The organism is Proteus penneri, assembly GCF_003144535.1.
In the GTDB taxonomy this organism is placed as follows: domain Bacteria; phylum Pseudomonadota; class Gammaproteobacteria; order Enterobacterales; family Enterobacteriaceae; genus Proteus; species Proteus penneri.
The window spans coordinates 78,355-93,137 of record NZ_PHFJ01000011.1 but is presented as its reverse complement, the minus strand read 5'-3'; the positions used below and the strand labels follow the sequence as shown (position 1 = coordinate 93,137).

General features: G+C 38.8%; 17 protein-coding genes. 8 read left to right on the top strand and 9 right to left on the bottom strand.

The genetic code is table 11. The features are described 5' to 3' along the window. Positions 1-2 precede the first annotated feature (2 nt). The 4 genes from CUB63_RS13395 to radC form a co-directional block, all read right to left on the bottom strand. Positions 3-1,130, bottom strand: a complete 1,128-nt coding sequence (locus tag CUB63_RS13395; protein WP_109848250.1) for a glycosyltransferase family 4 protein — start codon at positions 1,128-1,130, stop codon at positions 3-5. A gap of 148 nt (positions 1,131-1,278) precedes the next feature. Then, positions 1,279-1,446 (bottom strand): 50S ribosomal protein L33, encoded by a 168-nt coding sequence (gene rpmG / locus CUB63_RS13390; RefSeq protein WP_006534250.1) that lies wholly within the window; start codon positions 1,444-1,446, stop codon positions 1,279-1,281. An 11-nt stretch (positions 1,447-1,457) separates the two neighbouring features. After that, complete coding sequence (gene rpmB / locus CUB63_RS13385) at positions 1,458-1,694, bottom strand: 50S ribosomal protein L28 (protein ID WP_036914542.1); 237 nt, start codon at positions 1,692-1,694, stop codon at positions 1,458-1,460. 247 nt (positions 1,695-1,941) lie between these two features. Beyond that, positions 1,942-2,613, bottom strand: coding sequence for a RadC family protein (gene radC / locus CUB63_RS13375; protein WP_109406973.1), 672 nt, complete (start codon positions 2,611-2,613; stop codon positions 1,942-1,944). A 302-nt stretch (positions 2,614-2,915) separates the two neighbouring features. Here radC and coaBC point away from each other — a divergent pair, with 302 nt between their 5' ends. The 3 genes from coaBC (at position 2,916) to slmA (ending at position 5,284) form a co-directional block, all read left to right on the top strand. Then, complete coding sequence (gene coaBC, locus CUB63_RS13370) at positions 2,916-4,127, top strand: bifunctional phosphopantothenoylcysteine decarboxylase/phosphopantothenate--cysteine ligase CoaBC (protein ID WP_072064698.1); 1,212 nt, start codon at positions 2,916-2,918, stop codon at positions 4,125-4,127. Next, positions 4,111-4,569, top strand: coding sequence for a dUTP diphosphatase (gene dut / locus CUB63_RS13365; RefSeq protein ID WP_006534255.1), 459 nt, complete (start codon positions 4,111-4,113; stop codon positions 4,567-4,569). The genes coaBC and dut overlap by 17 nt, the downstream gene beginning before the upstream one ends. 112 nt (positions 4,570-4,681) lie before the next feature. Then, the gene (slmA, locus tag CUB63_RS13360) at positions 4,682-5,284 is read left to right on the top strand and encodes a nucleoid occlusion factor SlmA (protein ID WP_072064699.1); all 603 of its coding nucleotides are present in this window, start codon (positions 4,682-4,684) and stop codon (positions 5,282-5,284) included. A gap of 307 nt (positions 5,285-5,591) precedes the next feature. Here slmA and pyrE read toward each other — a convergent pair whose 3' ends face one another. Then, positions 5,592-6,236, bottom strand: coding sequence for an orotate phosphoribosyltransferase (gene pyrE / locus CUB63_RS13355; protein WP_072064700.1), 645 nt, complete (start codon positions 6,234-6,236; stop codon positions 5,592-5,594). A gap of 80 nt (positions 6,237-6,316) precedes the next feature. Further along, positions 6,317-7,033 (bottom strand): ribonuclease PH, encoded by a 717-nt coding sequence (gene rph / locus CUB63_RS13350; protein WP_072064701.1) that lies wholly within the window; start codon positions 7,031-7,033, stop codon positions 6,317-6,319. A 126-nt stretch (positions 7,034-7,159) separates the two neighbouring features. Between rph and CUB63_RS13345 the strand changes: the two genes are divergently transcribed. Together CUB63_RS13345 and CUB63_RS13340 are read left to right on the top strand one after the other, a co-directional pair. Then, the gene (locus CUB63_RS13345) at positions 7,160-8,023 is read left to right on the top strand and encodes a YicC/YloC family endoribonuclease (protein ID WP_109848249.1); all 864 of its coding nucleotides are present in this window, start codon (positions 7,160-7,162) and stop codon (positions 8,021-8,023) included. A gap of 170 nt (positions 8,024-8,193) precedes the next feature. Continuing rightward, complete coding sequence (locus tag CUB63_RS13340) at positions 8,194-8,601, top strand: type II toxin-antitoxin system death-on-curing family toxin (protein WP_109848248.1); 408 nt, start codon at positions 8,194-8,196, stop codon at positions 8,599-8,601. Positions 8,602-8,611: 10 nt separating this feature from the next. Here CUB63_RS13340 and murQ read toward each other — a convergent pair whose 3' ends face one another. Then, a complete protein-coding gene (gene murQ / locus CUB63_RS13335) occupies positions 8,612-9,511 on the bottom strand; it encodes an N-acetylmuramic acid 6-phosphate etherase (protein WP_109848247.1) in 900 nt (299 codons plus the stop codon). A gap of 108 nt (positions 9,512-9,619) precedes the next feature. On the opposite strand from murQ, the gene CUB63_RS13330 reads away from it, so the two are divergent. Beyond that, a complete protein-coding gene (locus CUB63_RS13330; RefSeq protein WP_109848246.1) occupies positions 9,620-10,357 on the top strand; it encodes a tetratricopeptide repeat protein in 738 nt (245 codons plus the stop codon). 94 nt (positions 10,358-10,451) lie between these two features. Here the strand turns inward: CUB63_RS13330 and CUB63_RS13325 are convergent, their stop codons facing one another. Next, positions 10,452-10,910, bottom strand: a complete 459-nt coding sequence (locus CUB63_RS13325; RefSeq protein ID WP_109848284.1) for a GNAT family N-acetyltransferase — start codon at positions 10,908-10,910, stop codon at positions 10,452-10,454. Between the two features lie 127 nt (positions 10,911-11,037). Between CUB63_RS13325 and pdxR the strand changes: the two genes are divergently transcribed. Then, positions 11,038-12,525: a MocR-like pyridoxine biosynthesis transcription factor PdxR gene (pdxR, locus tag CUB63_RS13320; RefSeq protein WP_109398971.1), complete on the top strand. Its 1,488-nt coding sequence runs from the start codon at positions 11,038-11,040 to the stop codon at positions 12,523-12,525. Positions 12,526-12,580: 55 nt separating this feature from the next. On the opposite strand, the gene CUB63_RS13315 is transcribed toward pdxR, so the two are convergent. Continuing rightward, a complete protein-coding gene (locus tag CUB63_RS13315; protein WP_072064709.1) occupies positions 12,581-13,150 on the bottom strand; it encodes a class I SAM-dependent methyltransferase in 570 nt (189 codons plus the stop codon). Positions 13,151-13,622: 472 nt separating this feature from the next. Between CUB63_RS13315 and asd the strand changes: the two genes are divergently transcribed. Continuing rightward, on the top strand, positions 13,623-14,729 hold the full coding sequence (asd, locus tag CUB63_RS13310) for an aspartate-semialdehyde dehydrogenase (RefSeq protein WP_109848245.1): 1,107 nt from the start codon (positions 13,623-13,625) through the stop codon (positions 14,727-14,729). Positions 14,730-14,783 lie beyond the last annotated feature (54 nt).

Here is a 14,783-nt window from a genome sequence, read left to right as displayed (position 1 = left end):
AATCATACTGATTTATTTTTATCGTTGATTGCCTGAATAAAGATCCTTTCCATCTTATCTAACATGTTATCTAAACTAAATCGTGAAATGGCATGTTCAAGCGCTGCTTTTCCCATCTGTTCACGCAATTCATCTGAACTCATTAATTTAGCTAAATGACGGGTTAATAATTCTTGTACTTGCGGTACTAATGTAAAACCGGTTTTACCATCAATAACGGCTTCACTAATCGCGCCCACCATTGTAGAAACAACAGGTAAACCACAGGCCATCGCTTGCATAATGCCTTGCGGTACACCTTCATTACCAAAAGAAGGTAATGCAAATAGATCCATTGCATTTAAACAATCAGGCACATCATTACGATTACCAAGGAAGAAGATACTTTGTTCTAGTCCCGCCTCTTTCACCATCGGTTCTAAATTTTTACGTTGAGGTCCATCACCAACAAAAATTAATTGCCAATCAGGAAACTGCTGATGCAATGATTTCCATGCTTCTACTAAATATTTATGTCCTTTCCATACACGCATAGTTGCAACAATACCTAATGTCAGCTTATTCGGTATTCCAATTTTTTCTCTAGCGTGTTGTTTATCTTGAGGAAAAAAACGTTGTAAATCGATTCCTGTAGGCACCGATGTCATTTTTTCTAATGGAAATTTATTATGCTGATGGAGCGTCTGGCGTAATTTCTCACCTGTTGTCACAACATGGGCACTGGATGAAAGATAAAGCCATCGTGTTGGTAATGAACGTGAAACATCCGTAGAAACATGACGAGTTCGAACCACCACGGGTGATTGGCGTAATGTGGCACAAGAAGCAGCAACTAGCCATGCATCAGTTGAACTATGAGTATTGATAATATCAAATTGGTGATGATGTAATTTCAGCCATTGACGAAGTGCTTTTAATGATGAAAGACGTTTTTTTTCAATGGGCAATGTGAAAACTTCAATACCATAATCAGGTGCTGCTTTAGCAATTTTAGATGTGGGACAACACACCAATGCCACTCGGTGTCCTCTGCGGATCATACCTTGAGATTCCGTCAGTATACGAATTTCCTGACCACCCCATCCACAAGATGATTCTGTATGTAATATTGATAGTGCTGACTTACTCATCCGCAATCCATTCACCTGACGATTCAAAAGAGCCATAGTATAACTAAAGAGCAAGCTAAGGTCACAATAGCTTTACTTTGTTATACTTAGCTGGCTCCAGATAACAAAAAACCCGACACGAAGGTCGGGTTTTTTAAGAAAACTAAAATTATTTAATTTTAGCTTCTTTATAAAGCACATGTTGACGAACAACTGGATCGAATTTTTTCATTTCCAGTTTTTCTGGCATAGTGCGTTTGTTCTTCGTAGTGGTATAGAAGTGACCTGTACCAGCAGAAGAAACGAGTTTAATTTTCTCGCGAATACCTTTAGCCATTTTTCAGCTCCTTAGAACTTCTCACCACGGGCACGTAAATCTGCTAATACAGATTCGATGCCTTTCTTATCAATCACACGCATACCTTTAGCAGATACACGCAGAGTTACGAAACGTTTCTCAGACTCAACCCAGAAACGGTGAGAGTGCAGGTTTGGCAGAAAACGGCGTTTAGTCGCGTTTAATGCGTGAGAGCGGTTGTTTCCACTCACAGGACGCTTGCCGGTAACTTGGCAGACTCGGGACATGTCTATTCTCCAAAAATCTAATCAGCTCGAGCTTTAATATCAGGTTTGACCGCCTCGTCAGGCTTTGGAGCCCATCTCAGCAACTTTTAACGATTGAAAAACTGTGTAAACACCTCAGAAAAAACTTGCTGAGATAGGCTCTTCTCGCCAAACCCAAGATCCTCAAAGGTGGCGTAGTATACGCCCAATGGCCTCAACGCTCAAGACCCGTACAAATAAAGATTGACAATAATTACAAAAATATTTGCTATAACCAACCTCGTTCTGCAAAAGAAACACAATCATCATGCCCTATCACAAGGTGATCGAGTACATTTACGCCCACTAATTGGCAAGCAAGAAAAATTTTTTCTGTTATTTCTTTATCTGCGAGACTCGGTTCGCAAACACCAGAAGGGTGATTATGAGCAAGAATAATAGATGTTGCATTCTTTTTTATTGATTGACGGACAATTTCTCTAGGATGAACCTCTACACGATTAATTGTTCCTTTAAACATCTCTTCAAATGCAATCAATTGATTTTGATTATCAAGAAAAAGTACCACAAACACTTCTCTGTCTCGCCAATGCAATAGTTTTTGTAAGTAATACTTTGTATCCTCTGAAGAAGATAAAACATTTTTATACATAAATTGTGTTGTGGAAAAACGCTGTGCCATTTCATTGATAGCTTGCAATTGAGTAAACTTTCCTACACCGACACCTTTAAAACGCCCCAATGTTTCATAATCAGCATTAATAACGTGATAAAGAGAACCACACTCTTTAAGTAGAAAAGCCGCCAATTCTAATACAGATTTTTCATAAGTACCGGTGCGCAAAAAGAGCGCCAATAACTCAATATCAGTGAGTGATTCCACGCCATAAAGTAACAATTTTTCTCTAGGTAACAGTTCACTAACCGATTGATTTTCCATCCGTGGACTCCTTAATACGTAAAGACAGTGGGATTAATGATCTATTTTATTTCTTCACATAAATATTAAAATTTAGGCGAAGTATCACTCATCATTAAATGCTAATCGCAAAACAACTGTTGTTTTATACAGTTAACTTACTATAAACTGCTAATCTTGTATAAAAAAGACACATATTAAATTTATGCGAGACAAATCGCATAAATTTAATCTATAAAACATGAAGTTACATAGAATTCCGAATTCACGATGACCTTGTGGTAAAATTATGGGCAATTATTTATGTACTTAGGCATTTCATCATGACTACACTTCACGACAAAAAGATCATTCTTGGTATCAGTGGTGGTATTGCGGCCTATAAAGCACCTGAACTTGTACGCCGTTTACGTGATAAAGGCGCGATTGTCCGTGTTGTAATGACACCCGCAGCACATGCTTTTGTCACACCATTATCATTACAAGCCGTTTCTGGCTTCCCTGTAGCAGATGACCTACTTGATCCTGCTGCAGAAGCCGCTATGGGGCATATTGAATTAGGCAAATGGGCTGATTTAATTCTACTTGCACCCGCTACCGCCGATCTTATTGCACGCTTACGAGTGGGGATGGCAAATGATTTACTTACCACACTCTGTTTAGCGAGTAGCGCACCGATCGCTATCGCGCCAGCAATGAATCAGCAAATGTACAGAGCCACAATTACACAAGAAAATTTATCAGCTTTAGAGCAGCGAGGCTGTTTAATTTGGGGGCCTGACTCTGGTAGCCAAGCTTGTGGTGATGTAGGACCAGGGCGAATGCTCGATCCTTTAGAGCTAGTCTCATTAGCGGAAAAACAACTTGCTTTACAACCACAAGATTTTGCAGGTAAAAAAATTACAATCACCGCAGGGCCTACTCGTGAAGCACTCGATCCGGTACGTTTTATCAGCAATCATAGCTCTGGAAAAATGGGCTTTGCAATTGCACACGCAGCCGCACTACGTGGAGCTGATGTCACGCTTATTGCTGGGCCTGTCACATTACCGACACCCGCTTGTGTTAAACGTATCGACGTTGAAAGTGCACAAGACATGTATGAACAAGTGATGTTAATCGCACCTTCACAAGATATTTTTATTGGTTGCGCTGCAGTTGCAGATTACCGCGCTAAACTTATCGCGGCTGAAAAAATAAAAAAACAAGGTGATGAAGTCACCATCACTATGGTAAAAAACCCCGACATTGTCGCGAGTGTCGGAAAGATGGTTGAACACCGTCCTTTTGTTGTTGGATTTGCAGCCGAAACCCAGAATGTGGAAGAATATGCCCGCAAAAAACGAGAACAAAAGCAGCTCGATTTAATCTGTGCCAATGATGTTTCAATAGAAAATCAAGGCTTTAACAGTGACAACAATGCATTACACCTTATTTGGGCTAATGGAGAAACGCGCTTACCACACAGTAGTAAAGCACAACTTAGCCATCGCCTACTTGACGAGATAGCCAAACATTATGATGAAAAAAATTGATGTTAAAATCCTTGATGCACGTATTGGTCAAGAATATCCACTTCCTGCTTATGCCACAACAGGCTCTGCTGGTTTAGATTTACGCGCTTGCCTTGATGCACCATTGGTTCTTGAACCAGGGCAAACCGAATTATTACCTACAGGTCTTGCTGTACATATTGCCGATGAAGGATTAGCAGCAATGGTGCTTCCTCGTTCAGGGTTAGGCCATAAACATGGTGTTGTATTGGGTAACTTAGTGGGACTGATTGATTCTGACTACCAAGGTCAACTCATGGTGTCAGTTTGGAATCGTGGTCAAACAGCGTTCACTATCGAACCGGGTGAGCGTATCGCTCAAATGATTATCGTACCTGTCGTTCAAGCTGAATTTAATATTGTTGAAGATTTTACCGCAACGGAACGTGGTAGCGGTGGCTTTGGTCACTCCGGCCGCCAATAATAAAGACGTCTTGCATTTAATTATATCAATGACGATATCACTCCCTTTGCACTAAAACCTTAGTGCAAAGGTTTACTGATTTGTTTTGCTTTTAGCAGGGGCCTTATCAGTCATGGCAGAAGAAAAAGAAACCAAAAAGAAAAGAAATAGACGGGATGAAATCTTACAGTCACTTGCCCAAATGTTGGAATCAAGTGATGGTAGTCAGCGCATCACAACGGCAAAGCTTGCCGCCAATGTTGGTGTATCTGAAGCTGCACTCTATCGACATTTCCCAAGTAAAACCAAAATGTTTGATAGCTTGATTGAGTTTATCGAAGACAGCTTAGTTTCTCGTATTAATTTGATTTTAAAAGACGAAAAAGAAACGATAGCCAGAATTCGCTTAATTCTTATCTTGATCCTTGGTTTTGCTGAGAAAAATCCAGGACTATCTCGTATTTTAACGGGCCATGCATTAATGTTTGAACAAGATAGATTGCAAGGGCGAATAAACCAACTTTATGAGCGCATTGAGGTTCAACTACGACAAGTTATTAAAGAGCGTAAGATCCGTGAAGGTAGTGCTTTCTTGCATGATGAAGCGTTACTTGCGTCACAATTACTCGCTTTTTGTGAAGGTATGCTAGCGCGCTTTGTTCGCACTGAATTTCGCTATCAGCCCACTCAAGAATTTGAAGCCCGATGGCCATTAATCTTGGCACAGTTACAATGAAATGATGGACTCGTGATTTAACTCAACAATTTGAAATTTACAGATATGCCGTTTTTTTCTTATTTGTGTTAACATGCGTCTTCTGACACATAGTTACCTATATGTATTTATCAGGAATGGCACTCGTGCAGTTCCTACATTGTGGCATTAGCAACTCGCTTTGCCCCTGCAGTAAAAGTCCTTTTTATATTTCAATATCTGTGATATTTATCACAGAAGCTTCATTGTACTACTCACCCCGCCCATAATTGGGCGAGGGCTTTTTTTATCTATAATCGACCAACTTGTTTATCGCTTATTAACTTTATTAATTCACGCCATAGCGCTCACGATAAGCTTTAACTGCAGGTAAATACTCAGACAAAGTTTCGCTCTCACTTAGGTAGCTAATTAAATCATCCAAAGTAATAATCGAATACACTTGGCATTGATAATCGCGTTTTAACTCTTGTATTGCAGAGAGTGCTTCTCGCCCTTTCTCTTGTCTATCCAAACTTAATAATACGGCAGAAAGCGTTGCATCATGCTGTTTGATGATTTCCATTGATTCACGAATTGCAGTACCTGCCGTAATAACATCATCGACAATCACAACATTACCTTTCAATGGGCTTCCGACTAACGTTCCTCCTTCACCATGATCTTTAGCCTCTTTACGATTAAAACAGTAAGGGATATCGATATCATGATGTTCAACTAATGCGACTGCCGTTGTAGTTGCAATAGGTATCCCTTTATAAGCGGGCCCAAACAACACATCACAAGACACATTATTATCTAATAATGTTTGCGCATAGAACTGCCCCAGTAAAGCCAAATCACGCCCTGTATTAAATAAACCGGCATTAAAAAAATAAGGACTCACCCTTCCTGATTTCAGTGTGAACTCACCAAATTTCAAGACATTTTTTGCTAATGCTAGTTCGATAAAGCGGCGTTGGTAGGCTTTCATTTCTTTCTCCTCTCTACGTTACTTGATGATAAATTTTAGGCATAAAAAAGGCGACTTTTCAGTCGCCTTAAAAATAAAATTTATTGCTTCAGCGCCTCTTTTTGCGCTTCAAATATTTTCTCTAATCCCCCTTTAGCAAGGGCGAGTAAAGCAAGTAATTCTTCATGGCTAAATGGCGCACCTTCTGCCGTACCTTGAACTTCAATCATACGGCCATCATCGATCATCACCACATTCATATCTGTTTCTGCGGCTGAATCTTCAACATATTCAAGATCGCATAATGGTTCACCATCAACAATTCCCACAGACACAGCAGCAACCATTGATTTAAGAGGGCTCTTTTTCAGTTTGCCTTCTTCAACCATTTTATTTAAAGCATCAACTAACGCGACGCAAGCACCGGAGATAGAGGCGGTACGTGTGCCACCATCTGCTTGAATAACATCACAATCGACGGTGATGGTAAATTCACCTAACGCTTTTAAATCAACCGCGGCACGTAATGAGCGAGCAATTAAACGCTGGATCTCCATAGTACGCCCCGTTTGTTTACCGCGAGCCGCTTCACGAGCATTACGACTATTTGTTGCACGAGGAAGCATGCCGTATTCTGCGGTCACCCATCCTTGCCCTTGTCCTTTCAGAAAACGTGGTACACCGTCTTCTACAGTGGCATTACACAAGACTTTAGTATCACCAAATTCAACTAATACAGAACCTTCAGCATGTTTTGTATAGTGGCGAGTAATGGTAATAGGACGTACTTGGTTTGCTTGTCTGTCTGCTGGACGCATGGTGTTATCTCCGCTTTCTCTGACATATTGGGGGCGCATTATACGACCTAAAATGGCTTATGCCTATCCTTGTATTGATGCATAGGGTTATAATCGTATTATCTTTTACACTATTGAGACCCTATTATGATCCGTAGCATGACCGCTTTTGCTCGCCGAGACATTAAAAAAGACTGGGGTAGCGCTGCATGGGAACTGCGTTCCGTAAACCAACGCTACCTTGAAACTTATATTCGTTTGCCTGAGCAATTACGTAGTTTAGAACCTGTTATTCGTGAACGTCTACGTAATCGCTTAACACGCGGTAAAATTGAATGTAACTTACGCTTTGATCTTAATGCTCGCTTTCAAGGCGAACTTAATCTGGATGAAAACCTCGCCAAACAACTCATTGTTTCTGCCAACTGGGTAAAAAGCCACAGCCATGAAGGCACTATTAGCCCATTTGATATTTTACGTTGGCCAGGTGTTATTTCAGCACAAGAGCAAGATTTAGATGCCATTGGTACTGAGCTTTTAGCGGAATTAGATTTGGCAATTGATGCTTTTATTGCTAGCCGTGAAACCGAGGGGCAAGCACTTAAAGCACTAATTGAGCAGCGTTTAGATGCAGTTAGCGAAGAAGTCATTAAAGTAAGAGCACAAATGCCAGAAATTTTACAATGGCAACGTGAACGCTTAACCAGCAAATTAGAAGAAGCGCAAATTCAAATTGATAATAATCGTTTAGAACAAGAGTTAGTGATGCTAGCGCAGCGTTTAGATGTTGCTGAAGAGCTTGATAGATTAGAAGCTCACGTTAAAGAAACACGCAAAATTCTAGTGAAAAAGGAAGCGGTAGGCCGCCGTCTTGATTTTATGATGCAAGAATTTAACCGTGAATCCAATACGTTAGCCTCAAAATCAATTAATACAGAAGTCACCAATTCAGCCATTGAATTGAAAGTTTTAATTGAACAAATGCGTGAGCAGATCCAAAATATTGGGTAAGATTTCTTAGCGGTTTACAGCCCATCATTAGGCCAGTAGATACATTGTATTTGCTGGCTTTTTTGTTATAACAATTTTCTAATTTTAGTGAGCTTCATTTTTTATAAATTGAAAATTGCACACCTGAAATGTTCAATTCAAATGTACATTAAATAATGTGAGAAAATATTATGCATACTTATACCTCCACTCAAGCTCGGGCTCATATTTCTGAAGTTTTAGACACCGCTATTCATGATAAGATCTTAAAACAACTTCCTGGTGTTGCAGGAATGCCTGAGCCAAGAAGAGCTGAGGCACTTATTTACAGAGTACAAAATCGTACTCATGATGAAGGAATAACAGATATTTATGAGCTAGCTGCAACCTATTGGATCGCCATTTCTCGAGGCCATATTTTTAATGATGGTAATAAACGAACTGCATTTTTTGTCACTATGTTTTTTCTTTATCGCAATGGTATAAAAATAATAGATGTTGATGATGTATTGGAAAATTTAACCGTTGATGCAGCCACAGGAGCTAAAAATAGCCAACAGTTGGCACAATACCTAAGAAAATTAAGTGATAAAAATTAAAACGATTTAATCACTCACCTAATGCCTTTCTAATAAACCCTCTATTTTGTGTAAGCATCTGTGTGGCTTGCTGTGCATCTACGTTTGCTAAGATCATCAAAATTGCCGTTTTACAGTGGCGATGACATTGTGATAACGCGTCTTCAGCGATAGCTCTTTCACACTCTGTTGCTTGCATTACAATACGAATTTGACGTTCAACAAGTTTGGCGTTGGTTGCTTCAACATCCACCATTAAATTACCAAAAACTTTGCCGATTTTTATCATCGCCCCTGTTGTGATCATATTTAAGATAAGCTTTTGTGCTGTACCCGCTTTCATACTTGATGATCCGGTTATCACTTCTGCACCCACAACTGGTGTAATAGCAATATCAGCAAGTCTGGCAATCGGGCTTTCAGGATTACAACTTATCGCCCCTGTTGTTGCACCTAATGATTTAGCGTAATTCAATGCACCAATCACATAAGGTGTTCTGCCACTTGCTGCAATACCCACTAAAATATCTTGCTTATTAAAATTAAGTTGTCGTAAATCCTCTTCACCTAATTGCGCATTATCTTCAGCATTCTCAACAGCTTGTAAAATAGCTTTATGCCCACCCGCAATTAAACCAATCACCATTTCATGAGGTGTGCCATAAGTTGGCGGACATTCACTGGCATCTAAAATCCCTAATCGTCCCGAGGTGCCTGCTCCGCAATAAATAAGACGACCACCTTGAGAAAAAGCAATTGCAACCTTATCAATTAATTGAGCAATTTCAGGTAACACTTTCTCGACGGCTAATGGCACTTTTTTATCTTCATTATTAATGACTTTTAGCATGCCTAATGTTGAAAGTGTGTCTATATTTTCACTGTTATGATTTCTACTTTCAGTGACAAGATTGCTAAGGTCAATCGCCATTACCGCTCTCCCAATATTGTTATTTATTTGATTAACTCGAAGAAATAAACTGCTTTTATACCATTATTATTGGTAAGATTTTCAAAATCATTACAAACGGTACTCTACATGACATTTATGAAATATATTTCAACCTTTACCACCCTACTTACTCTTGTTTGCTCGTTTTCTTTGCAGGCAAATTTTGAAGAACAAGACAAAAGAAAATTTGAAGATACTCGCAAAGAAGCACTCAATCACAATGCACAAGCTCAATATCAGTTGGCCGAAATGTATTTAATGGGAACGGGTGTAGAAAAAAACTTACTTAATGCACAATTGTGGGCTAATGAGTCCATAAAAAACGACTATGCAGATGCCTATGCATTACTTGCTGATCTCTATTTATTTAATGCTGATCCTTATTTTAAAAACCATTATGTTGAAGCGAGAAAATTAGCAACAATCGCTACAAATAAAGGAAGTATAAGAGGAAAAATAAGTCTAGCAACAACACTAATATCACCTTTATCTGGTGAAACAGATTACAAAAAAGCCATTGTATTACTAGAAGAAGCCGCCACAACTCATCAACCCGAATTTGTCTATGCGCCAATTTGGTTAGGTGTGCTTTATAGCGGTGTTGGTAATGTGCCTGCAGATACTGAAAAAGCCAATATGTGGTTTACGAAAGCGAACGAAATGACTTTTGAAGGCTTTGCTCAAGCAATGGCTTCTTTTATGTTTTCTGGTCAATATCATATTATTGAACCCAATAAGCAAAAAGCTGACGAATTAATGAAACAAGCGTGTGAAGAAGCCAAAAAAGTTGGCAATGAGTTTTATTGCCAACACGAGTTTAATTAACCTAAATTAAATCAAATAAATAACCCTAACTCAGAAAAGAGCTGGTAAATCTTACCATCTCTTTTATACCCTATATGTTCTACCTAACGTTCTTTTACAGCGCCATACGGTATTCAATCACACCCGGTTTTTCTGCCACCCAGTTATATAAGCGTTGTCCTCGTAAATTAGTTTCCTGCGTATGCCAATATAGACGGGCACAATTACGCTGTTTTGCTTGTTGATTAACAAATTCAATAAGTTGCTTACCGACATGGCGACCACGCGTATCTGGTGAAACAAATAAATCTTCTAAATAACAAAAATCACTTTCAGCCCATGTTGAGCGATGAAAAAGATAATGAACAAAACCCAATACCTTTTCACCTTCCATTGCGACGGCACAATAAACCAGCTCTTTTTCATCAAAAAAACGCGCCCATGTTGTTAATGTGGTCTCTTCTGATAACTCGACTTTATAAAATGCTTGATAACTTAACCAATATGGCAACCATTGAGCATAATGCTCTTGTTCAACAAACTGAATTGAAACAGTTATTGGTGTTGTGCTCATCTCTTCACTTCCTTCTACTTTCATCAATGCGATAAAAAAGTATCGCCTGCCTTTAATCGTGGCCATGGTACGTTTAATTTTGGTTCCCAATAAGGTACACTTTTTGTGTTTTTATAGGGTCCACTTTATGAAACAGAAAAAAACAGCTTATTTTCCTAACCTTGTTTTAGAAGAGGGGCCTATTGGCTCTCAGGTTTATCACGCAATTAGAAAAGCGATTTTAGATGGGCGCTTAACATCAGGTAGCCGTCTACCATCAAGCCGCACATTAGCTGAAATGATGTCGATTTCTCGTAACTCTGTTATTGCAGGATTTGAACGTTTAATTGATGAAGGCTATTTATTTACCCGGCGCGGTGCTGGTACTTTTGTTGCAAGCACAATCCCTGATGCGATTATTTCAGATCAGTGGATCAAAACAATCCACTCTACTTCTTCAACACACATCAAAAATCCATTAGAAACGCTAAATCCCAATATGCAAAAAGCCCACGCTTTTTGGCAACAGTCACAACCCAATATCAATAGCAGTCCTACATTTCATGTTGGCGTTGGCTGTGTCGATCTTTTTCCTCATGAACTTTGGGGAAGATTATTAGGGCGGGTTTGGCGGCAATCAAAAAAAGCACTCGCAACATTTAATTCGCCAACAGGCTACACGCCATTAAAAGAGATGATATGCCAATATGTTCAATCAACTCGTGGGCTTTTTTGTCAGCCTGAACAAATCATTATTGTAAATGGTACGCAGCAAGCGATAAATCTCACCACTAGAGTTCTATTACAAGAGGGAGATACTGTTTGGCTAGATGATCCTGGTTATGACAGTGCTCGGGGTATCTTCACTTCTTATGGTATAAAACCACATCCAATAAGTTCAGATATTGATGGAATGGATATTTCTCGAGGAATAGCGCAGTGTCCAGAAGCAAAACTTGTTTTTACAACTCCTTCTCATCAATTTCCCTTAGGCAATACACTCTCACTTTCACGTCGTATTGCGTTATTAGAGTGGGCATCATCCAATAATGTGTGGATCTTCGAAGATGACTACAATAGTGAATTTCGCTATCACTCTAAACCGATTCAATCTCTACAAGGTTTAGATAAATACCAGCGCGTTATTTATGCTGGTACATTCTCAAAAATGATGTATCCCGGATTTCGTTTAGGCTTTTTAGTGGTTCCTTTACCTTTAGTTGATACATTTAAAGCTGCTAAATATTACACCGATTCGCATTCAGGTTTTCTAGAACAAGCAACATTAGCGTTATTTATGTCTCAAGGGCATTACGCCCGCCATGTAAGAAGAATAAGAAAAGCCTGCTATGAACGTTATCAAGTGTTAACTAATGCGATAAAAACACATTTATCTCATGTCTTCTGTGTTGAACCAACAGACTCTGGCATCCATATTGTCTGCTGGCTACAGGCTGGTTATACAGAAGAATATATTGTGAAAAAATCACGAGAAATTGGATTAGCTATACAGCCTTTATCACGTTACTGCATTCAAACCTACCCAAAACAAGGCGTATTATTAGGATATGCTGCTCATAATCCTCTTGAAATTGAAAAGAGTGTTATTTTACTTGCTCAAACATTATCTAAATAAATAGCATTGATTCTTAATTGTTATTTACAATATAAACGTCGAGCAAGCTTTTCATTTACCCTATATTATTTTTAGGCGTGCAATAATAAACCCAAGCAGGGGGAACATTCCGCATAACTAATTTCTTTTCTAAATGAAAATAACGAGATAACGTTTTTTCATATCGAGTGGTATATTGAAATAACACAAAACAACCTTGTGTTTTTAATAACTCTTTATGTACCCGTTTTAAAATTCTTAAACCTGTTTTCTTTGGTATCGATAAAAAAGGTAACCCTGAAATAATCATATTATAATGGCTATTTAATTTCTCCGCCGATGCTGTATAAACTCTTAATCGATGATCATTAATTTTATCTAATTCTGTTGCAAAACTAGGTTCTATTTCAAAAACATCTAATGAGGAATTCACCGACATTCTTTTTAAGATCTGTTGAGTAATAACACCCGTGCCAGCACCTAATTCAGCAACTTGAATGTCCTGTTGCCAATTGAGTTTATCCAGCATTTCATAACATAACCAACGAGATGAAGGCGCGATAGTACCCATCGTGGTTGGTGAAATCACAAACCGTTTTAAATACGAGTAGTACGTAGATAATGGAATGACTGTGGATATATCCATTTCGCCTCCTAACACCACTTAATAAGCGGTAAAATAAAATTCAAATAAAATGAAGAACCTTCATCATTATTTTTATTTATGAAAATACATCATCTATTAAACAGTAGCGTTTAGTATAAAGCTTGGAGTGACCTCTAAGTAAATACGTTTTTCTTATATATTACACTATTTTACATTTTTCTATTTTTACTCTATTTTCTTAAATATGAATATATTTTTATTTATCCTAAAAAAGAAAATAAGATATAGCAGAATATTCTTACACTTTTATGGTAAATTTATTTTCTTTTTTAACAACTCATTGATATTTGTTCGTTCTGTGGCTTTCTTTTGTTAACTCTACGCAGACTATAAGAAACACTTCTAATTCTTTGGTAAATAATCAATAAATTAACTTGCACCTATCTCTATATTTTGTCAGGTTAGTGTGAGGTCTCTCACTATTCCTACAGACAAAGACAGGGTAATTACAATGAAAAATGTTGGTTTTGTGGGCTGGCGTGGTATGGTCGGCTCCGTTTTAATGCAAAGAATGGTTGAAGAACGTGATTTTGATGGGATAAACCCTGTTTTCTTCACCACATCTCAATTAGGTGAAGCAGCACCTGCTTATGGTAATCACCGTAGCACTCTGCAAGATGCTTATGATATTGATACGCTAGCATCACTCGATATTATTATTAGTTGCCAAGGTGGTGACTATACCAATGAAATCTATCCAAAACTGCGCCAAGCAGGTTGGCAAGGTTACTGGATTGATGCCGCATCAGCACTGCGTATGAATGATGATGCCGTGATTATTCTCGATCCCGTCAACGGTCAACATATTCAAGACAGCTTAAACAAAGGCATTAAAGCTTTTGTCGGCGGTAACTGTACGGTCAGTTTAATGCTGATGTCATTAGGTGGTCTGTTTGCTAACAATTTAGTGGAATGGGCAAGCGTATCGACTTATCAAGCCGCTTCTGGGGCGGGAGCTCGCCATATGAGAGAGTTACTGTCACAAATGGGCTCTTTACATAATCAAGTAGTGAAAGAGCTAGAAAACCCAGCATCTGCAATCTTAGATATTGAACGTAAAGTCACTAACTTTACGCGCAGTGGTACAATGCCAACTGAGCAATTTGGTGTTCCTCTGGCAGGTAGCTTGATCCCTTGGATTGATAAACAATTAGAAAACGGCCAGAGCCGTGAAGAGTGGAAAGGACAAGCTGAAACTAACAAGATCCTAAATACAGGTTCAAATATTATTCCTGTCGATGGCCTTTGCGTTCGTATTGGTGCATTACGTTGCCATAGCCAAGCTTTTACTCTAAAGCTGAAAAAAGATTTACCTGTTGCTGAAATTGAACAATTACTTGCCAACCATAACGACTGGGTAAAAGTCATCCCTAATGATCGTGAGTTGACTATTAGAGAGTTAACACCAGCCGCAGTAACGGGCACATTAAGCACTCCTGTAGGGCGTATTCGTAAACTGAATATGGGCCCTGAATTTATTTCAGCCTTTACAGTCGGTGACCAACTACTATGGGGTGCAGCAGAGCCTTTACGTCGCATGTTGAATATTCTGCGTTAATTTTCCAATAAAACAGCGCCCATAAATAGAAAAAAACCAGCTAATTGAATTAGC